Origin of the sequence: Stenotrophomonas sp. BIGb0135 (assembly GCF_024810105.1) — a bacterium.
Classification (GTDB): domain Bacteria; phylum Pseudomonadota; class Gammaproteobacteria; order Xanthomonadales; family Xanthomonadaceae; genus Stenotrophomonas; species Stenotrophomonas maltophilia_AB.
The window spans coordinates 438547-457639 of sequence record NZ_JANUDX010000002.1; the positions used below are offsets into that span (position 1 = coordinate 438547).

The window sequence follows — 19093 nt, forward strand, 5'->3', positions numbered from 1 at the left end:
CATCATTCGCGCGCCAGCGCCTCCACGGGATCAAGTTGGGCGGCATTGCGCGCCGGAAGGAAGCCGAACGCCACGCCGATCAGGCTGGAGCAGGCGAAGGCCGCGACGATCGACGCGGTCGAGTACACCATCTGGAAATCCGGGGCGAACTTGCCGAACAGCCAGCCCACCAGCAGCGACAGGCCCACGCCGAGCAGGCCGCCGAGCAGGCACACCAGCACCGCCTCGATCAGGAACTGTTGGCGGATGTCGCTCTGTCGCGCGCCCACGGCCATGCGCACGCCGATTTCGCGGGTGCGCTCGGTCACCGACACCAGCATGATGTTCATCACCCCGATGCCGCCCACCAGCAGAGCGATCGCGGCGATCGCGCTGATCAGCAGGGTCATGGTGCGGGTGGTCTGCTCGATGGTCTCGCGGATCTCGGCACTGTTGCTGAGGAAGAAGTCCTCGGTGCCGTGGCGCATGATCAGCAGCTTGGAAATCGCCGCCTGCGCTGCATCCATCGGGGTGCTGTCATCCACGCGCACGGTGATGCTGGATACATAGCTCTGGCCGAGCATGCGCGACATCACCGTGGTGTAAGGCACCCACACGCCCAGGCTGGTGCTGCCACCGAAGCCGAAGCTCTGTCGCTGCGCCACGCCGATTACCCGTACCGGCACGTTGCCGAGCAGGATCACCTGGCCGATGGGATCGGCGCCGTTGGGGAAGAACTGGGTGCGCGTGTTCTCGTCGATTACCGCCACCTGGGCCAGGCCCTTGACCGCATCGCCATCGAAGAAGCTGCCCTGGCTGAGGGTGACGCCCTTGACCCGGAAGAACTGCTCGCCCACGCCACTTACCTGCGCGGTGGCCGACTGGTTGCGGTAGCGCGCGGTGACCGAGGAGGAGACGCTCGGGGTGGAGCTGTCCACATAGCTCTGCCGTGCCAGCGCGTCCGAATCGCTGGCCTTGAGGGTCTGCACGCGCGCCGAGCGCATGTCGCCGAAGCCGCGCCCGGAGTAGACGTCGATGGTGTTGGTGCCCAGCGCACTGATGTTCTGCAGGATCTGCTGCTGCGACCCATTGCCCAGGGCCACCACCGAGACCACCGAGGCGATGCCGATGATGATGCCGAGCATGGTCAGGAACGTGCGCAGGCGATGGGCATTCATCGCCAGCAAGGCCATCCGGAATGCCTCGGTGAAGCGGTCGCGCGCGGCGCGCCAGCTGTGGCCCTTGCCGGCGGCCACGGTGGCGTCGCGCTGGGCGCGATAGGTCGGTGCGTTGGGATTGGCGCGGTCGGCGATGATTTCACCGTCGCGGATCTCGATGATGCGCTGGGCGTGCTCGGCCACGCTCATGTCGTGGGTGACGATGATGATGGTGTGGCCTTCGGCATGCAGCTCGCCGAGGATGCCCATCACTTCCTCGCCGGACCGGGTGTCCAGCGCGCCGGTCGGCTCGTCGGCGAGGATCACCTCGCCACCGTTCATCAGCGCCCGGGCGATCGACACGCGCTGCTGCTGGCCACCGGAAAGCTGGCCGGGCTTGTGCTGCATGCGATCGCCCAGGCCCAGCCGCTGCAGGAGCTGTTCGGCGCGCGCGGTGCGCACGGGGGCGGGGCTGCCGGCATACACAGCCGGCACCTCCACGTTGCCGCGCGCGTCGAGGTCGCCGAGCAGGTGATAGCGCTGGAAGATGAAGCCGAAATGCTCGCGGCGCAGTTCGGCCAGCTCATCCGGCAGCATGCTGCCGGTCTCGCGGCCGGCCACCTGGTAGCTGCCGCGGGTGGGGCGGTCCAGGCAGCCAAGGATGTTCATCAGGGTGGACTTGCCGGAGCCGGACTGGCCGACGATGGCGACGATCTCGCCGGCGGCGATGTCCAGGTTGACGTCGCGCAGCACGGCGATGGTCTCATCGCCGGCGGGAAACTCGCGACGCAGGTCGCGCAGGCGCAGCAGTGGCATGTCCTTCGACGCCGGGCTCATCGACGCGGTCCACCCATGCCCGGGCCACCGATGCGGACCTGGGCGCCGCGGCCACCGCCGCCGCCACTGCCGGCCGCGGCCGCGCCGCCTTCGCCGACCACCACCTTCTCGCCTTCCTCCACGCCGGACAGCACCTCGGCCGTGGCGCCGTTGTTGATGCCGATCCTGACTTTGCGCGGGGCCGGCATGCCGTCGGCGTCGGCCACGCGCACCATGTACTGGCCATCGCGGGTCTTCGGGCCCAGCGCCACCGCCGGGATGGTCAGCACGCCCTTGGCCTGCTTGAGCATCACCGAGACCTGCGCGGTCATGTCGATGCGCAGGCTGCCGTCCGGGTTTTCCACGTCGAACAACGCGTTGTAGTACACCGCGCTGCTGGAACTGGAACTGGACGCACTGGAACTGGACGAACTGTCGTTGGCGATCGAGGCCGGCGCCGGATTGATCTGGCGCAGGGTGGCGTGGTACTTGCGATCCGGCTCGCCCAGCGTGGTGAAGTACACCGGCATGCCGGCCTTGATCTTGACCACGTCCGCCTCGGAGACCTCGGCATTGACCGTGACCAGGTCCAGGCGGGCCAGCATCACGATCGTCGGCGCGGTCTGGTTGGCGTTCACCGTGCGCCCTTCCTCGGCGACCACGGCGACCACGGTGCCATCCATGGGCGCGGTGATGCGGGTATAGGACAGGGTGGCGCGGGCGGTGGCCAGTTCGGTCTCGCGGCCCTTGATCTGCGCGTCGTAGGACTGGATCTGCGCGCGGGCGGTCTTCAGCTTGGCGTCGGCGGCGTCGTACTCGGCACGCGAGGTGGCCTCGGCGGCCAGCATCTGCTGCTGGCGCGCGAACTCCAGCTCGGCTTCGCGCAGGCTGGCCTGCTGCACCGCGCGCTGCGCCTTGACCTGGTCCAGCGTGGCCTGGGCGTTGAGCACCTGGTTCTGCTGGGTGGTGGCGTCGATCTCGGCGATCAGGTCGCCTTCCTTGACGGTATCGCCCAGCTGTACCTTCAACGACTTGATCTGGCCGGAGGCCTGCGCACCCACGCTGACCAGCTTGTAGGCGTCGATCACGCCGGTGGCTTCCACGGTCTGCTCGATGTCGCCACGGGTGACCGCGGTGGTGGCCAGGGCCGGGGCAGCCGGCTTGCGCAGGTACCATGCGACAATCGCGGCCACCGCGACAAGGACGATGATCGACAGCAGCAGGCGGCCGCGACGGGTGGTGGGCAGGCGGGGCTTCACGATGATCGTCTACTCGGCAGGCCGGCGTGCGGCGTTGTCAGCATTGTGAAGACCCCTCCGCGCTGGCTCAACACTCATCATGTGTCGGGGCGTAACCGCAGCGTGGCTTTCTTATGTCGTTGTGTGTCGAGCGGCTTGTTTGAAACACGCGTACGCAAACCACTGGATGCGGTTCAGCTCCCGACAGGGGATCATGGCCGCATGGAGACTCTCAATCCGATGCATCGACTGCTGATCGTCGACGACGACCACGACATCCGCCACCTGCTGGCCGAACAGCTCGGCCGTGCCGGCTATCAGGTCAGCACCGCCAGCGATGGCCAGGCCATGCGCCAGGTGCTCGAGCGCGAGCACGTGGACCTGATCGTGCTCGACCTCAACCTGCCGCGCGAAGATGGCCTGACCCTGTGCCGCGACCTGCGCGCGCGCTCGAGCACGCCGGTGATCATGCTCACCGCGCGCAGCGAGCCGATCGACCGCGTGCTGGGCCTGGAAATGGGGGCCGACGACTACCTGGGCAAACCGTTCGAGCCGCGCGAACTACTGGCGCGCATCCGCAACGTGCTGCGCCGCACCGAAGCGCTGCCGGCCAACCTGGAGCCGCTGGCGATCCGGCGCGCGCGCTTCTCGCACTGGATCTTCGACCTGGAGCACCGCCACCTGCTGGATCCGGATGGCCGCGTGGTGGTCTTGTCCGGTGCCGAGTTCCGGCTGCTGCGGGTGTTCGTGGGGCACGCCAACAAGGTGCTCTCGCGCGAACAGCTGGTGGCGCTGAGCAGTGGCCGCAGCTACGAATCCCAGGACCGCGCGATCGACCTGCAGGTCAGCCGGCTGCGCAACAAGCTGGCCGACGATGGCGGCAGCGACGGGTTGATCAAGACCGTGCGCAATGAAGGGTACGTGCTGGCCACGGCGGTGACCCTGGAATGAGACGCCTGGGCCGGTTCTTCGCCTCGATGGTGGGGCGCCTGTTCGTGATCCTGCTGCTGGGCATGAGCGTGGCCGCGATCGGCGCGACGATGCTGGCCAGCGCCAAGCGGCAGCAGGAGTTCGAGCGACAGAACCTCAATCGCATCGCCGACCGGCTGCAGGGCTTCGTCAACATGCTCGACGGCAACCCCGAGCTGCGCGACCGCCTGCTCGACAGCGGGGGCCCCAGCGTGCGGCGGCTGCCGCCCGGCGCGCGGGTCGGGCGCCCGGACACCGCGCTGATGGAGGTGCTGGACGACCGCCCCGGGCCGGTGGCCAGCAGCCAGGTTGCCTTCACTTCGTTCCGCTCCTGCCTGCCGCGGCTGCCCGAGCTGCCGCACCCGAAGAAGCCGCGCAATGGCCCGCCGCGCGAGAGTGACCCCGCCTTCATCCCGCCCAAGTGCCGGATGGTGGCGCTGCGCCTGAGCGATGGCACCCCGCTGCAGCTCGCGCTGGATTCGCCGGCGGTGGCGCACAACGGCATCCTGGCCGTCGACCCGCTGTTCCTGAGCCTGCTGGTGCTGGCCATCGCGGTGCTGGCCTACGTGGTCGCGCGCATGGCCAGCGCGCCGCTGCAGCGCCTGGCCGCCGCGGCGGCCGCGCTCGGCGATGACCTGCAGGGCGCGCCGATGCCGGTGACCGGGCCGCTGGAGGTACAGCGCGCCGCCGAGGCCTTCAATGCCATGCAGAAGCGCCTGCAGCGCCACCTGGGGGAGCGCACCCAGATGCTGGCGGCCATCACCCATGACCTGCAGACCCCGGTGACCCGGCTGCGGTTGCGGCTGGAGAACGTGGGCGATGAAGCCCTGCGCGAGCGCCTGATCGGCGACCTGGCGGCCATGCAGGCCTTGATCCGTGAGGGCCTGGAGCTGGCCCGGAGTGCCGAGAGCGCCGAGCAGCGCGCCGCGCTGGACCTGGATTCGCTGCTGGAGAGCATCGTGGAGGACGCGGTGGAAGCCGGTGCCGACGTGCGCTTCGACCGGCCCAGCGGCGCGGTGCTGATGCTGCGCCCGCTGGCCATGCACCGGTTGTTCTCCAACCTGGTCGACAACGCAGTTACCTACGGCCAATCGGCCCGGGTCAGCGTGGAGCAGGACGCGGACAAGGTGGTGGTCCGCATCCGCGACAGCGGCCCGGGCCTGGCCGAGGACGAACTGGAGGCGGTGTTCGACCCGTTCGTGCGGCTGGAGACCTCGCGCTCGCGCGCGACCGGCGGTGCCGGCCTGGGCCTGACCATCGCCCGCGCCCTGGCCGAGAAGGACGGTGCCCGGCTGAAGCTGCGCAACCACCCGAAGGGCGGGTTGGAGGCGGTGGTGGAGTGGCCGGCCAGCCTGCGGGCCAGCGGCACCCGCCACGCCTGAACGACGTGGACACAAAGTGGTGCGGTTTTGCCTACTATGGGCAACCCCACCGCGTTGTCCTGCATGAGCGCGTCTTTGCCCGTCGGTTGCCATTGGAGTGCATCGCCGCCTGTTGCCTGCTGTCCTGCCCACCCCGGCTGGTCCTGATCGATGGGCCAAGGGGGAGGCGGTAGCCGGTGGCGGCCGGCACAACGAAAGGTCTTGCAGCGCGTCGGCGCGGCGTTGCTGTGGCTGTGCCTGTGCGGGCTGATGTCCTGGCCGCTGTCGGCCCAGGACGGGCCACCGCCGCTGCGCGATTACGCCATCGATGTGTGGACCTCGCGCAACGGCCTGCCGCACAACTCGCTGCGCGACATCGCGCAGACGCCCGAAGGCCACCTGTGGTTCGCCACGTGGGAAGGCCTGGTGCGCTACAACGGCCTGGATTTCACCGTCTTCGACCGCAGCACCAAGCCGGGCCTGCGCGATAACGGCGTGGGCGCGCTGTTCGTCGATCGCGCCGGCGCGCTGTGGATCAGCGACTCGCGCGGCAACGTCACCCGGCGCGGCACCGACGGGCGCTGGCAGGTGTTCGAACATGCCCCGGGCGCGCCGGAGGTCCTGATCCAGGCGATGCAGATGGACAGCCACGGGCGCCTGTGGCTGCTGTACGAGGGCCAGGGCATCGGCAGCCTCGGCGCGGACGGCACCTTCCAGTACCAGAAGCCACCGGCGGACGTGCCGATGGCGATGAGCTTCACCAAGCTGGTGGTGGATGCGCAGGACCGGGTATGGGTGGGCACGCTGGATGGCCTGGTGGTGCGCGACAACGACGGCGTGCTGCGCCGCGCCCCGGAGAGCTTCGGGCTGGGCCGCGGCCTGGTGTGGCCGTACCGCGCGCCCGACGGGGTGATGTGGATCGTGGCCGGCGAGCGCGTCTACCGCATGCAGGACGGCCTGCCGCAGCTGCAGCACCGCCTGCCCGGGGTGATGCATATCACCGCGATACTGCAGGACCGGCACGGCGACCTGTGGCTGGGCACCGAGAACCAGGGCCTGCTGCGCTTGTCGCGGCATGGGCTCGAGCGCCTGCCGAACGGGCTGTCGCTGCCCGGAGGGCGGGTGGTGAGCCTGCGCGAAGACGCCGAAGGCAGCATCTGGGTGGGCGCCAACGGCGGCCTGTACCGCTTGCGCGAGACCTTGTTCAGCAGCTTCACCGAGCGCGATGGGCTCAGCGGCGACTACGTGCGCACGGTGCTGGAGGACCAGGACCGGCAACTGTGGATCGGCAGCGCCAACGGCCTGGACCGGCGCGATGCGCAGGGCCGGTTCGTGCCGGTACGGCTGCACAACAGTGGCGGCAAGACTCCCTCGGTGCTGAGCCTGGCCCAGGACCACGACGGCGACCTGTGGGTGGGCACCTTCGGCGATGGCGTGTTCCGCCTGGACTCGCACGGGCGCACGCTGCGCATCTACGGCACGGCCGATGGCCTGCCCGGCGGCAACATCCGCGCGATGAGCGTGGACCGCGCCGGCGCGGTGTGGGCCGGTACCCAGAAGGGCGTGGTGCGGATCGACCGCAGCGGCGTGCACGTGCCCGAGCTGCCGGGGATGCCCGGTGGACTGATCACGGCGATGACGCACGACGCCGATGGCGCGTTGTGGATCGGCACCATCGAAGGCATCAAGGTGCTGCGCGGCGACCACGTGCAGAGCATCGACCTGGCCCCGCTGGGAGGCGGGCGCAGCGTGTTCGGTTTCCAGCAGATCGGCGATGCGATGTGGATCAGCAGTGATCGCGGCCTGTACCGCTGGGAAGACGGCACGCTGGCGCGGGTCGGCCTGGAGCAGGGGATGCCGGTGGACACGGTCTTCCAGCTGGTGCCCGACCGGGTCGGCAATGTCTGGATCAGCAGCAACCGGGGCGTGCTGCGCACCGACATGGCCATGCTCAACCAGGTCGCCGATGGCCGCGCCAAGCGGGTCGAGGTGGAGCATTACAACGAAATCGACGGCATGGCCAACTCGCAGGCCAACGGCAGTTCCGGGCCGTCGGCGCTGCTGCGTCAGGACGGCACGTTCTGGGTGGTCACCGCCGGTGGCCTGAGCATGGTCGACCCGTTGCGCCTGCAGCGCTTCCGCGAGCGCCTCGCCCCGCCGGCGGTGATCGAGAACGTGCTGGTGGATGGCAAGCCACTGCATTGGCAGGGCAGCGACCACAACCGCATTCCCGGTGGGCGCCGGCTCAGCGTGAGCTATGTCGGCCTGAGCTATCTGATGTCCGAGCGGATCCGCTACCGCACCCGCCTGGCCGGCCTGGACAACGGCTGGATCGAGCGCGGCCAGCAGCGCAGCGTGGAGTTCATCGGCCTGCCGCCCGGCGACTACACCCTGCACGTATCGGCGGCCCACCCGGGCGGTAGCTGGAGCGACAGCGAAGCGGTGTGGGAGTTCACCGTCGAACCATTCCTGTGGCAGCGCCGCAGCGTGCAGGCGATCGCCGCCCTGCTGTTGCTGGCCGGGTTGGTCGCGCTGTACCGCTACCTGATCAACCGCTACAAGGCCAGCAACATCCGCCTGGCGCGGATGGTGGACGAGGCCACCCGCGACCTGCAGGCGCAGACGGTCAACCTGCAGGCCCTGAACCAGGAAAAGACCGAACTGGCCGACCGCCTGGCGGTGCAGGCCGAGCAGTTCGGGCGCCAGGCGCGCGAGGACGCGTTGACCGGGCTGCCCAACCGGCGCGCATTCGACGAGGCGCTGGCCCGCGATTTCGCCCGCTCGCAGCGCAGTGGCCACCCGCTGTGCCTGGTGGTGCTGGACATCGACCACTTCAAGGAGGTCAACGACCAGCACAGCCACAGCGTGGGCGACGTGGTGCTGGTTGAAGTGGCGCGGGTGATCGCCTCGGCCTGTCGCGACTCGGACATGCCGGCGCGTACCGGTGGCGAAGAGTTCACCCTGCTGCTCAACGACACCCGCCTGGCGGAAGCGGCGCAGGTCTGCGCGCGCCTGCGCGGGCTGTTCCATGACCATCCGGACTGGGCCGGCGTGCCGGGCCTGAAGGTGACCTTCAGCGCCGGCCTGGTCGAACTGGATGCCGCCGACCGCACCCCGATGCTGCTCTACCAGCGCGCCGACCGTGCGCTGTACCGCGCCAAGAGCGAGGGACGGGACCGCACCGCAATCGGGTAGAGCCGACCGCTGGCCGGCTGCGCGCAGTGATCGATACATCCGTAGAGCCGACCGTTGGTCGGCTGCGCGCGATGATCGATACACCCGTAGAGCCGACCGTTGGTCGGCTGCGCGAGATGATCGATATACCCGTAGAGCCGCCCGTTGGTCGGCTGCGCGCGATGGGGGATGTGCAGGCGGTTGGCGCTGAAGAGCAGCCGACCAACGGTCGGCTCTACGGTCACGGCCACGTGGTGGCGATGGTGCAGAACAGCTTGGCGGTCTGCTCGGTGTCGTACACCGCGCTGTTCGCTTCGTCGGCATCCCAGCCCAGGCCCGCGGCGGTGGCCGCGCGTAAGAGCACGGTCTGGCCATAGACCGTGGACGGCTGCGCGCGGTGATCGATACACCGGTAGAGCCGACCGTTGGTCGGCTGCGCGCGATGGGGATGTGCAGGCGGTTGGCGTTCAAGAGCAGCCGACCAACGGTCGGCTCTACGGTCGCGGCCACGCGTTGGCGATGGTGCAGAACAACTTGGCGGTCTGCTCGGTGTCGTAGACGGCGCTGTGCGCCTCGTCGGCATCCCAGCCCAGGCCTGCGGCGGTGGCCGCGCGTGCGAGCACGGTCTGGCCGTAGGCGATGCCGGCCATGGTCACCGTGTCGAATACGCTGAAGGGGTGGAACGGGTTGCGCTTGTGACCCACCCGGTTGACCGCGGCGTTGACGAAACCCAGGTCGAAGTGCGCGTTGTGGCCGACCAGGATCGCGCGCTGGCAGCCGTACTTCTTCACCGCTGCCCGGACCGGGGCGAAGATGTGGTCCAGCGCGTCCTTCTCGGACTTGGCCAGGCGGAACGGGTGGTCCAGGATGATCCCGGTGATCTCCAGGGACTTCGGGTCGATCTCCAGGCCTTCGGCCGGGATCACGTGCGCGCTGGCGGTCTGGCCGGGGTAGAGCAGGCCGTTGTCGTCCATTTCGATCGGCACCGCGGCGATTTCCAGCAGCGCGTTGCGGTTGCAGTCGAAGCCACCGGTCTCCACGTCGATCACCACCGGCAGGAAGCCCCGGAAGCGGGTTGCCATCAAACGCTGGGCGAGGGAGGGCGAAACAGTGGCGTCCGCGGCGGTCGCGGCGGGCTGGGGGAGGTCTTCGGTCATCGCGGCAGTCTACCAGAGCAGCTTGAACGGGCCGTTTCAGGGCCGGCTGCGTGTCAGCAACCGGCCGGCTGTTCGGCGCCGATCACGCCAGCGGCAAGCAGTTGCGCTAGGAGCGCGCGACCGTCCGGTTCCAGATCCGGCAGGGCCAGGCCATGCTGGTCTGCCAGGTGCTGCAGGTGCTCGGCGCCGCTGCGGGGTAGGGCGGTGTCCATCTGCTCCAGCAGTTGCCAGGCCAGCGCGCTCAACTGGGAGAACACGACGGTGCCGTCCGGCGCGCGGCGTGCGAGCAGGAAGGTGGGCTGCACGGGCGCGAGAGCCGGCTGGCAAGCGCGGCCCAGCTGCGGCACGGGCCAGCGGTAAGCCAGCGGCCAGGCCAGCGACGCGCGTCGCAGCCGGGTCGACCACGGATCCATGCCCGGCTCCGGCGCCGGCAACGGTGACGCATCCAGGCCCTGCAAGGCCTGTTCGACCCATTCGTAATGCGCCAGTTCGGCAAGAAACGGCCGGGGCAGATCGTCCACCGCCTGCAGCCAGGCGACGAACTCGGCCGCCACCTCGGTGAACAGCGGTGAGGCGCAGCGGTATGTGACGAAATAGCGTCGGCACAGCGCCGCCCATTCGTCGTCGTCCAGCACCTGCAGCAGCACCGGGAAGCTGCCGGCCAACAGCGCCTGCAGGGTGTTGAACAGCAGGTCGCGATAGACCTGCAGGCGTGTCTCGTCCAGCCCGGCCGGGGCCGGCTGGTGCTGCGGATCGCGCAGGTGCGCGGTCAGGGCCCACTGCTGCGCGCGCAGGGTGTCGCTCATGCCGCCACCTCACCTGCGCTGCGGTCGAGGATGCGCCGGACCTGGTGCAGTTCCTGGCGCAGCTCTGCATAGGGCGGGATATTGAAATCGCGTTCGAGCAGGGTCGGGCGCGGCCCGAAACGGGCGCAGGCGTCGCGCAACAGGGCCCAGACCGGATCGGTCACCGGGCTGCCATGGGTATCGATCTTCAGGTCGGCCGCCGCATCGAAGTGGCCGGCGACGTGCATGCACACCACGCGCTCGGCGGGCAGGCCGGCAAGGAAGGCGCTGGCATCGAAGCCATGGTTGGTGGCGTTGACGTAGACGTTGTTGACGTCCAGCAGCAGGTCGCAGTCGGCCTCGGCCAGCACCGCGCGGGTGAAGTCCAGCTCGCTCATCGCCGCGTGCGGGGTGAGGTAGGTCGATACGTTCTCCACCGCGATCCGGCGCCCGAGGCGGTCCTGCACCTGGGCGATGCGGTGGGCGGTGTGGCGCACGGCTTCCTCGGTGAACGGCAGTGGCAGCAGGTCGTAGAGGTGGCCGTCGTCGCTGCAGTAGCTGAGGTGTTCGCTGTACAGCACCGCCTGGTGCCGGCGCAGGAAGCGGTCTACCTGGTCGAGGAAATCCATGTCCAGCGGTGCGCTGCCGCCGAGCGACAGCGACAGCCCATGGCAGGTGAGGGGATAGCGTGCGCCGAGTGCCTGCAGGCGCTCGGCCCAGATGCCCCCCAGGCCGATCCAGTTTTCCGGCGCGCATTCGAGGAAGTCGATGTCGCCGGCCGGTGCACGGTCCAGGTCATCGAGCAGCGCGCGGCGCAGCCCCAGCCCCACCGCCGCCGCGGGCAGCGACGCTGGGCCAAGGGCGGCGGGTTCAGCGCTGGGGTCAGTGCCTGGCACCGCACTTGCCTTCGCCGCACTTGCCTTCGGCCCCCTTCCTGTCGCCCGCCCTGGGCGCCGGGGCGGGTCTGGTCTTGCCCTTGTCGGCCCCGCACGCGCCTTCGCCACATTTGCCCTCGGCGCCCTTGCCGGCCGCCGCCGTGGTCGTGCCGGCGCCGCACTTGCCTTCCCCGCATTTGCCCTCGGCCGCCTTGTCGGCCGTCTTCGGCGCGGCCTGCGTGGCCAGGGCATAGCCCTGCACCAGATCGGTCATCGACAGCGCCGATGCGGTCGCGCTCATGCCAAGGCTGCCGGCCAACGTGGCGCAGGTCAGCAGGCCGATGCGGGGGCGGGTCTTGTTCATGCAGGGAATCCTTGGAAGGGCACGGGGCCGGAGAGAGGCCTGCGGAGCATGCCGGATTGGCGGCGCGTGGGGAACATCCGGGCGGTCCCCAAACGAAAGAAGCGCCGGTTGCCCGGCGCTCCTGGAGATCACACCAACGGCCCGGGCTCAGCGCCCGTTGAGCACCACGTCGGCGATCAGCCCGGTGGCGGCGGCGATCAGCACGTAGCGGCCATCGACATGGCGCCATTGCTGGCCACGGCCAGGCGCGCGCAGGCCGTGGCGCTTGTAGTCGCGCACGTAGTCGCCGCGATGGTCGCGCTGGAGGTGGCCACCGCGACGGGGCGGCTCGTGCCGGTCGTGGCCGCGCGGGTTGGCGTGGTTGCGGTCCTGTTGCCCGTGGCGGTCGCGGTTGTCGCGATCGGGGTGGTGGTCAGGGCCGGCAAAGGCCGATCCGCTGGCGAGAAGGGTCAACGACAAGGTGGCGGCGAGCAGGCGTTTCATGGGGAGATCCTTCCGGGAGCGGTGGGTTTCAACCGCAGCTCCAGACTCGGATTTTCTGCATGAACAGGCAATTAAAAAGGCCGATACGCGGGTATCGGCCTGTAACGACGTGTATCGGGCGGGGCGAACGGCTTACAACTGTTCGCCACTGGTTTCGTCGGCCTTCGCGCGCGGCGGCAGCACCTGCTCGCCGTGCACCAGGAACCACACGTTCTCGGCGATGTTGGTGGCATGGTCGCCCACGCGCTCCAGGTTCTTGGCCATGAACAGCAGGTGCGTGCACGGGGTGATGTTGCGCGGGTCTTCCATCATGTAGGTCAGCAGCTCGCGGAACAGCGCGGTGTACTGCGCGTCCAGGCGCGCGTCGTCATCGCGCAGGGCCAGGGCGGCGGCGGCGTCGTTGTCGCGGTAGGCCTGGATGGCGCGGCGAACCTGCTCGGCGGCCAGCCGGCCAAGCGAGCGCAGACCTTCGATCTGCGGCAGCGGCGGCACCTTGCTCAGCGCGATCGAACGCTTGGCCACGTTGGCGGCGTAGTCGCCGATGCGTTCGATGTCGGCCGGGATGCGCAGGCCGGCGAGGATCTCGCGCAGGTCGCGGGCCATCGGGCCACGCAGCGCCAGACGCATCACGTCGTGGCTGATCTGCTGTTCCAGCGCGTCGATCGCTTCATCGTTGGCGATGATGCGATGGGCGGCGTGGTCGTCGCGCTTTTCGATGACGTCCATGGACGCCTCGAGCTGGGCGACGGCCATCTCGCCCATGCGCACGATCTCGGCCACCAGGCGCTGCTGCTCTTCGTCGTAACTTTTGACGATGTGGTCGTTGGGAATGCTCATGCGGTTCTATCCAGAGGTTCGTGGGCGGGCCGGAATCAGCCGAAGCGGCCGGTGATGTAGTCTTCGGTCTGCTGCTTGCTGGGCTGCGAGAAGATCACTTCGGTGCGGTCGTGTTCGATCAGGTCGCCCAGGTACATGAAGGCGGTGTAGTCGGACACGCGCGCGGCCTGCTGCATGTTGTGGGTGACGATGACGATGGTGTAATCGTGCTTGAGCTCTTCGACCAGTTGCTCGATGCGGCTGGTGGAGATCGGGTCCAGCGCCGAGGTCGGTTCGTCCAGCAGCAGGACGTCCGGGCGCAGGGCCACGGCGCGGGCGATGCACAGACGCTGCTGCTGGCCACCGGACAGGCCCAGCGCGCTCTGGTTGAGCTTGTCCTTCACTTCGTCCCACAGCGCGCCCTGGCGCAGCGCCTGTTCGACGCGCACGGTCATGTCGGCCTTGGACAGCTTTTCGTGGTGGCGGATGCCGTAGGCGACGTTCTCGAAGATGGTCATCGGGAACGGCACCGGCTTCTGGAACACCATGCCGACCTTGCTGCGCAGGCGGTTCATCGGGTACTTCGGCGAGAGGATGTTCTCCCCGTCCAGCAGCACTTCGCCGCGCGCTTCCAGCTTGGGGTACAGCGCGTAGATGCGGTTGAAGATGCGCAGCAGGGTGGACTTGCCGCAGCCGGACGGGCCGATCAGCGCGGTGACGCGCTTCTCGGGGATTTCCAGCTCGATGTTCTTCAGGGCGTGGAATTTGTCGTAGTAGAAGTCCAGCCCGCGCGCGGCCAGCTTGATCGGCGCCGGGGTCTGCAGGCTTTCATGCGAGGCCGGGACCACGATGCGCTGCATCGGCACGGCGTTGGAGAGGTCGTTCATGGCGAGGTCCGCGGAAAGGTCAGTCATGGGAGATACGGTTGCGCAGCAGGATGCCGCGCGCGGAGAGGCTGACCAGCAGGACGAACACGGTCAGCACCAGCGCACCGGCCCAGGCCAGCGTCTGCCAGGATTCATACGGGCTGCCGGCGAACTGGTTCATCACCACCGGCACCGAGGCCATCGGCTGGAACACGTTGCTGTTCCAGTACTGGTTGCCGAAGGCGGTGAACAGCAGCGGGGCGGTCTCGCCGGAGATGCGGGCCAGCGCCAGCAGGATGCCGGTGACGATGCCGGCGGCGGCACTGCGGTACAGCACCTGCACGGTCACCTTCCACTGCGGGATGCCCAGCGACAGCGCCGCTTCGCGCATCTGCGAGGGCACCAGGCGCAGCATCTCATCGGTGGTGCGCACCACCACCGGCAGCACGATGAAGGCCAGCGACAGCGCACCGGCGAAGGCCGAGAACTGCCCGCCGGTCTGCATCACGTACAGGGTGTAGACGAACAGACCCAGCACGATGGAGGGCGCCGACAGCAGGATGTCGTTGACGAAGCGGACCACCGTGCCGGCCTTGCGGAAGTTGCCGTACTCGGCCAGCCAGGTGCCGGCGAGCACGCCGAGCGGGGTGCCGATCGCGATCGCCAGGCCACACATCACGGCACTGCCGAAGAACGCATTGGCCAGGCCGCCGTCCTGCATCGGCGGCGGTGTCATCTTGGTGAACAGGTCCAGGTTGATCCCGGCCAGGCCCTTGGAGGCCAGCGTCCACAGAATCCAGCCGAGGAAGAACAGGCCGAACAGGGCGGTCAGGCAGGACAACAGCAGCGCGACCACGTTGACGATGCGGCGGCGCAGGTACAGCGGCTGGGAAGCGGTGTTGACGACGGCGGACATCAGTTGCCCTCCTTGCGGGACAGACGCATCAGCATCAGGCGGGCGATCGCCAGTACGACGAAGGTGACGATGAACAGGACGAAGCCGAGCAGCAGCAGCGCCGAGCGGTAGGTTTCGGTGGCTTCGCCGAAGTCATTGGCGATCAGCGCGGCGATGGTGGTGCCGGGCTCCAGCAGCGACGGCGACAGGCGCACGCTGTTGCCGATCACGAAGGCCACCGCCATGGTTTCGCCGAGCGCGCGGCCCAGGCCGAGGAAGATGCCGCCGATCACCGCCGAGCGGGTGTAGGGCAGCACGATGTCCCAGCTGACTTCCCACTTGGTGGAGCCCAGCGCATACGCCGATTCCTTCAGGCGGGTCGGCACGGTGAGGAACACTTCGCGCATCACCGAGGAGATGAAGGGGATGACCATGATCGCCAGCACGAAGCCGGCGGTGAGCACGCCGATGCCCAGCGGCGGGCCCTGGAACAGCGGGCCGATGATCGGCCACTCGCCCAGGGTTTCGTTGAGCGTGGGCGTGACGTACTCGGTCATCACCGGGACCAGCACGAACAGGCCCCACATGCCGTAGATGATCGAGGGGATGCCGGCCAGCAGTTCGATCGCGGTACCGATCGGCCCGCGCAACCAGCGCGGCGCCACCTCGGTGAGGAAGAAGGCGATGCCGAAGCTCACCGGTACGGCGATGACCATCGCGATCAACGCGGTGACCAGGGTGCCGTAGATCGGGGCGAGGGCGCCGAATTTGTTCTCGACCGGATTCCATTCGGAGGAGTAGAAGAAGCTCAGGCCCTGTTCCTGCAGGGCATGGCGACCGCCCCACAGCATCGAGAGCGCAGCGCAGGCCAGGGCGGCCAGCACCAGGATGACGGTGGCGATCAGCACCCAGCGGAACAGCTTGTCGTTGCGGGCATCGCGCAGGTCGCGGGTGGACGGTGCGGGGACTGGCTGGGCAATGGCATTCATGGCAAAGGCTGGGGCCCAAAATGAGGTGAGGTAGTGCCAGGCCGGGCCTGGCAGAACGGTGGCATGGTGCGAAGCAGCGGACCCGCGCAGTGCGCGGGTCCGCTCCGGATCACTTGAATTCAGCGGTCCAGTACGCCTCGATCTGGGTCACCAGTTCGGCCGGCAGCGGCACGTAGTGCAGTTCGTTGGCCTGCTTCTGGCCGTTTTCGAAGGCCCACTTGAAGAACGCCAGGGTGTCCTTGCTGCGCTGCGCATCCTTGGGCTGCTTGTGCATCAGCATGAAGTTGGTGGCGGTGATCGGCCACGCCTGGTCGCCCGGGGCATTGGTGATGACCAGGTTGAAGTCCTTGGCGCTGGCCCAGTCGGCGCTGGCGGCCGCGGCGGCGAAGGTCTCGGCGGTCGGCTGGACCCAGTTGCCGGCGGCGTTCTGCATGGAGGCGTACGGCATGCCGTTCTGCAGGGCGTAGGCCAGTTCGACGTAGCCGATCGAGCCCTTGATCTGCTTCACGTAGGAGGCCACGCCTTCGTTGCCCTTGCCGCCGACGCCGTCGGGCCACTGCACCGAGGTGCCTTCGCCGACCTTGCTCTTCCAGTCCGGGCTGACCTTGGACAGGTAGTTGGAGAAGTTGAAGGTGGTGCCCGAGCCATCCGAACGGTGGACCAGGGTGATCTTGCCGTCGGGCAGCTTCACGCCCGGGTTGGCGGCGACGATGGCCGGGTCGTTCCAGGTCTTGACCTTGCCCAGGAAGATGTCGGCCAGCAGCGCGCCGCTCAGGCGCAGCTTGCCGGCGTCGAGGCCTTCGATGTTGACGACCGGGACGACGCCGCCGATGGCGGACGGGAACTGCCCGAGGCCGGCCTGGGCGAGTTCTTCGCTGCTCAGCGGCTTGTCGGTGGAGCCGAAGTCGACGGTGCCGGCCTTGATCTGGGCGATGCCGCCGCCGGAGCCGATGGACTGGTAGTTGATCTTGGCGCCGGTGGCGGTGTTGTAGTCGGCCGACCACTTGGACACCAGCGGGAAGATGAAGGACGCGCCGGCGCCGGAGATTTCGGCGGTGAGCTTGTCGCCGGCGGCCGGGGCCGCGGCGGGAGCATCGGTGGCCGGCGCGCCGGCCTGGCCTTCGGCGCCCGGCTTGCAGGCGGAAAGGCCCAGCGCGATGGCCAGGGAAAGGGCGGTCAAGCCAGCCGTGTGCAGTTTCATGCGTCACTCCGTAGCGGGATAGGGGCCGGTCTCTCCGGCGACGCTGCTATGAAATGATGTTTTTGTTACAGCCGTATGACGGTGTGACCTGGGGCACGTGGAGGGCTTGTGGGGCGTGGGTTTCCCCAAAATCCCAAAGCGGTACGCATGAAGCGCGGGGTGCAGGGTGCGCCTTGGCTGGGCGGGGGTGTGGGGTGTGGGGGGGCACGCGGCAACTACGTGCTGGGTTGGCCCTTGGGGCTTGGGGTTGCCCAAAATCCTGGAGCGGGAAGCGGGAAGCGGGAAGCGGGAAGCGGGAAGCGGGAAGCGGGAAGCGGCGGGTGCAGGGTGCGGCTTGGGTGGGCGGGGGTGTGTGGGTTCGCGGGACACGCTGCAAGTACATCCTTGTAAGCTCGCGTACGCCATCCATGGCGTACGACGGTCCCGCGAACCCACACACCCCCGCCCCAGACAGTGGGCCGGTGGCCATGGGCACTACCAACAACCACAGCCAACAACCACTACCAGAGCCAACCACACGGTCACTGACGTCGGAGCGGTCGCATTCCCAAACACGTGACTTGCATGAGGCAGCGCGTCTGCTCCCCTGTGAGAACCGGAAAACTGTCGGGGCGGGTGGGGGGCCTCCATCGCATGGATGCGGTGGTGGAGCTTGCATGGACGTACTTGCAGCGTGCCCCGGCTACCCACCCCCACCCGCCCAGCCCCCGGAGCCAACACAGCACGACGTTTTCTGCTCGGCTCTGCTCTGCGCTTTCCGTTTTTAAAAGAAAAGAACCACAAAAAGAAAAGGCGCGGATCTTTCGATCCGCGCCCGGCGGCGGCAGGGGGAGAGAGGACCTGCCGCCGCCATTGCCTCGTTGTTACCCGCCCTGCGTACCGACCCGCGGTCGGCACCTGCAAGGGGTACTCAGTACTTCAGGTTCTGCGACCAGTAGGTCTCGATCTGCTTGACCAGGGTGTCCGGCAGCGGCACGTAGTCCAGCTGCTTGGCCTGGGCATCGCCGCTCTTGTAGATCCAGCGGAAGAAGTCCTGGGTGGCCTTGGCGTTGGCGACGTTCTTGGGCTGCTTGCGCACCAGGATGAAGTTGGTGGCGGTGATCGGCCATGCGTCGGCGCCCGGGGCGTTGGTCATGACCAGATAGAAGTCCTTCGCGCTGGCCCAGTCGGCGCTGGCGGCCGCGGCGGCGAACGAGGTATCGCTCGGCAGCACCACCTTGCCCGACGCGTTCTTCATCGCCGCGTAGGACATCTTGTTCTGCAGCGCGTAGGACAGTTCGACATAGCCGATGCCGCCCTTGATCTGCTTCACGTAAGCGGCCACGCCTTCGTTGCCCTTGCCACCGATGCCGACCGGCCACTGCACCGAGGTGCCTTCACCGACCTTGCTCTTCCACTCCGGGTTGACCTTGGAGAGGTAGTTGACGAAGTTGAAGGTGGTGCCCGAACCGTCCGAGCGGTGCACCACGGTGATCTTGCCGTCGGACAGCTTCACGCCCGGGTTCAGCGCGGCGATCGCCGGGTCGTTCCAGGTCTTGATCTTGCCCAGGAAGATGTTGCCCAGGGTCGGGCCATCCAGCTTCAGCGCACCCGGGGCGATGCCGGCCACGTTGATCACCGGCACCACGCCGCCGATCACCGACGGGAACTGGGCCAGGCCGGCCGCCGCCAGTTCTTCCGGCTTCAGCGGGGCATCGGAGGAGCCGAAATCAACGGTCGCCGCCTTGATCTGGGCGATGCCGCCGCCGGAACCGATCGACTGGTAGTTGACCTTCTTGCCGGTCGCGGTGCTGTAGTCGGCCGACCACTTGGACATGACCGGGTAGATGAACGAGGCGCCCGCGCCGGTCACATCGGCGGCGTTGGCGGCGAACACGGACGACGCGGCGAGGACGGCAACGGCGGCGCGCGACTTGAAGGCGTGGATCACGGGGTGGCTCCTGGGATGGATGACGGTGCGGGGTGTCC

At 68.3% G+C, this 19093-nt stretch carries 16 protein-coding genes and 1 pseudogene; 3 read left to right on the forward strand and 14 right to left on the reverse strand.

The genetic code is table 11. From position 1 onward, the window contains the following. Nucleotides 1–2: 2 nt before the first annotated feature. Together M2421_RS06385 and M2421_RS06390 are read right to left on the reverse strand one after the other, a co-directional pair. Entirely contained in the window at nt 3–1973 is a 1971-nt protein-coding gene (locus M2421_RS06385) for a MacB family efflux pump subunit (RefSeq protein ID WP_259204249.1), read from the reverse strand. After that, nucleotides 1970–3211: an efflux RND transporter periplasmic adaptor subunit gene (locus tag M2421_RS06390; RefSeq protein WP_259204253.1), complete on the reverse strand. Its 1242-nt coding sequence runs from the start codon at nt 3209–3211 to the stop codon at nt 1970–1972. Before M2421_RS06390 ends, M2421_RS06385 begins: the two co-directional genes overlap by 4 nt. A 201-nt stretch (nt 3212–3412) precedes the next feature. On the opposite strand from M2421_RS06390, the gene M2421_RS06395 reads away from it, so the two are divergent. The 3 genes from M2421_RS06395 to M2421_RS06405 all read left to right on the forward strand — a co-directional run bounded on the left by M2421_RS06395 (nt 3413) and on the right by M2421_RS06405 (nt 8715). Then, complete coding sequence (locus tag M2421_RS06395; RefSeq protein ID WP_259204255.1) at nt 3413–4141, forward strand: response regulator transcription factor; 729 nt, start codon at nt 3413–3415, stop codon at nt 4139–4141. Continuing rightward, nucleotides 4138–5541, forward strand: coding sequence for an ATP-binding protein (locus M2421_RS06400; RefSeq protein ID WP_259204257.1), 1404 nt, complete (start codon nt 4138–4140; stop codon nt 5539–5541). Before M2421_RS06395 ends, M2421_RS06400 begins: the two co-directional genes overlap by 4 nt. A 249-nt stretch (nt 5542–5790) precedes the next feature. Next, nucleotides 5791–8715, forward strand: coding sequence for a ligand-binding sensor domain-containing diguanylate cyclase (locus M2421_RS06405; RefSeq protein WP_259205004.1), 2925 nt, complete (start codon nt 5791–5793; stop codon nt 8713–8715). Between the two features lie 220 nt (nt 8716–8935). Here the strand turns inward: M2421_RS06405 and M2421_RS06410 are convergent. The 12 genes and pseudogenes from M2421_RS06410 to pstS (M2421_RS06465) all read right to left on the reverse strand — a co-directional run. Continuing rightward, a pseudogene (locus M2421_RS06410) lies at nt 8936–9070 on the reverse strand (ribonuclease T); the annotation flags it as partial. Between the two features lie 118 nt (nt 9071–9188). Continuing rightward, the gene (rnt, locus tag M2421_RS06415) at nt 9189–9776 is read right to left on the reverse strand and encodes a ribonuclease T (RefSeq protein ID WP_259205016.1); all 588 of its coding nucleotides are present in this window, start codon (nt 9774–9776) and stop codon (nt 9189–9191) included. A 128-nt stretch (nt 9777–9904) separates the two neighbouring features. Then, complete coding sequence (locus M2421_RS06420) at nt 9905–10657, reverse strand: putative DNA-binding domain-containing protein (RefSeq protein WP_259204261.1); 753 nt, start codon at nt 10655–10657, stop codon at nt 9905–9907. Next, complete coding sequence (locus M2421_RS06425) at nt 10654–11460, reverse strand: DUF692 domain-containing protein (protein ID WP_259205017.1); 807 nt, start codon at nt 11458–11460, stop codon at nt 10654–10656. Before M2421_RS06425 ends, M2421_RS06420 begins: the two co-directional genes overlap by 4 nt. Nucleotides 11461–11518: 58 nt before the next feature. Next, nucleotides 11519–11875: a hypothetical protein gene (locus tag M2421_RS06430; protein ID WP_259204262.1), complete on the reverse strand. Its 357-nt coding sequence runs from the start codon at nt 11873–11875 to the stop codon at nt 11519–11521. A 147-nt stretch (nt 11876–12022) separates the two neighbouring features. Further along, a complete protein-coding gene (locus M2421_RS06435; RefSeq protein WP_259204264.1) occupies nt 12023–12358 on the reverse strand; it encodes an RcnB family protein in 336 nt (111 codons plus the stop codon). A 132-nt stretch (nt 12359–12490) separates the two neighbouring features. Beyond that, on the reverse strand, nt 12491–13195 hold the full coding sequence (phoU, locus tag M2421_RS06440; protein WP_259204265.1) for a phosphate signaling complex protein PhoU: 705 nt from the start codon (nt 13193–13195) through the stop codon (nt 12491–12493). A 35-nt stretch (nt 13196–13230) separates the two neighbouring features. Further along, entirely contained in the window at nt 13231–14061 is an 831-nt protein-coding gene (pstB, locus tag M2421_RS06445) for a phosphate ABC transporter ATP-binding protein PstB (protein WP_259205020.1), read from the reverse strand. 19 nt (nt 14062–14080) lie between these two features. Then, a complete protein-coding gene (gene pstA, locus M2421_RS06450) occupies nt 14081–14956 on the reverse strand; it encodes a phosphate ABC transporter permease PstA (protein WP_259204267.1) in 876 nt (291 codons plus the stop codon). Then, nucleotides 14956–15924 carry a phosphate ABC transporter permease subunit PstC gene (gene pstC / locus M2421_RS06455; RefSeq protein WP_259204269.1) on the reverse strand — a complete coding sequence of 323 codons (969 nt, stop codon included), beginning with the start codon at nt 15922–15924 and terminating at the stop codon, nt 14956–14958. The genes pstA and pstC overlap by 1 nt, the downstream gene beginning before the upstream one ends. A gap of 109 nt (nt 15925–16033) precedes the next feature. Beyond that, nucleotides 16034–17125: a phosphate ABC transporter substrate-binding protein PstS gene (pstS, locus tag M2421_RS06460; RefSeq protein ID WP_259204270.1), complete on the reverse strand. Its 1092-nt coding sequence runs from the start codon at nt 17123–17125 to the stop codon at nt 16034–16036. Between the two features lie 910 nt (nt 17126–18035). Further along, nucleotides 18036–19055: a phosphate ABC transporter substrate-binding protein PstS gene (pstS, locus tag M2421_RS06465; protein WP_259204272.1), complete on the reverse strand. Its 1020-nt coding sequence runs from the start codon at nt 19053–19055 to the stop codon at nt 18036–18038. Nucleotides 19056–19093: the final 38 nt, after the last annotated feature.

Excerpts from the sequence above, each read along its gene's own strand:
- M2421_RS06385 (WP_259204249.1), bottom strand. The coding sequence starts at position 1,973 with ATGAGCCCGGCGTCGAAGGACATGCCACTGCTGCGCCTGCGCGACCTG.
- M2421_RS06395 (WP_259204255.1), top strand. The coding sequence starts at position 3,413 with ATGGAGACTCTCAATCCGATGCATCGACTGCTGATCGTCGACGACGAC.
- M2421_RS06400 (WP_259204257.1), top strand. The coding sequence starts at position 4,138 with ATGAGACGCCTGGGCCGGTTCTTCGCCTCGATGGTGGGGCGCCTGTTC.
- M2421_RS06405 (WP_259205004.1), top strand. The coding sequence starts at position 5,791 with ATGTCCTGGCCGCTGTCGGCCCAGGACGGGCCACCGCCGCTGCGCGAT.
- rnt (WP_259205016.1), bottom strand. The coding sequence starts at position 9,776 with ATGGCAACCCGCTTCCGGGGCTTCCTGCCGGTGGTGATCGACGTGGAG.
- M2421_RS06420 (WP_259204261.1), bottom strand. The coding sequence starts at position 10,657 with ATGAGCGACACCCTGCGCGCGCAGCAGTGGGCCCTGACCGCGCACCTG.
- M2421_RS06430 (WP_259204262.1), bottom strand. The coding sequence starts at position 11,875 with ATGAACAAGACCCGCCCCCGCATCGGCCTGCTGACCTGCGCCACGTTG.
- M2421_RS06435 (WP_259204264.1), bottom strand. The coding sequence starts at position 12,358 with ATGAAACGCCTGCTCGCCGCCACCTTGTCGTTGACCCTTCTCGCCAGC.
- phoU (WP_259204265.1), bottom strand. The coding sequence starts at position 13,195 with ATGAGCATTCCCAACGACCACATCGTCAAAAGTTACGACGAAGAGCAG.
- pstB (WP_259205020.1), bottom strand. The coding sequence starts at position 14,061 with ATGAACGACCTCTCCAACGCCGTGCCGATGCAGCGCATCGTGGTCCCG.
- pstA (WP_259204267.1), bottom strand. The coding sequence starts at position 14,956 with ATGTCCGCCGTCGTCAACACCGCTTCCCAGCCGCTGTACCTGCGCCGC.
- pstC (WP_259204269.1), bottom strand. The coding sequence starts at position 15,924 with ATGAATGCCATTGCCCAGCCAGTCCCCGCACCGTCCACCCGCGACCTG.
- pstS (WP_259204270.1), bottom strand. The coding sequence starts at position 17,125 with ATGAAACTGCACACGGCTGGCTTGACCGCCCTTTCCCTGGCCATCGCG.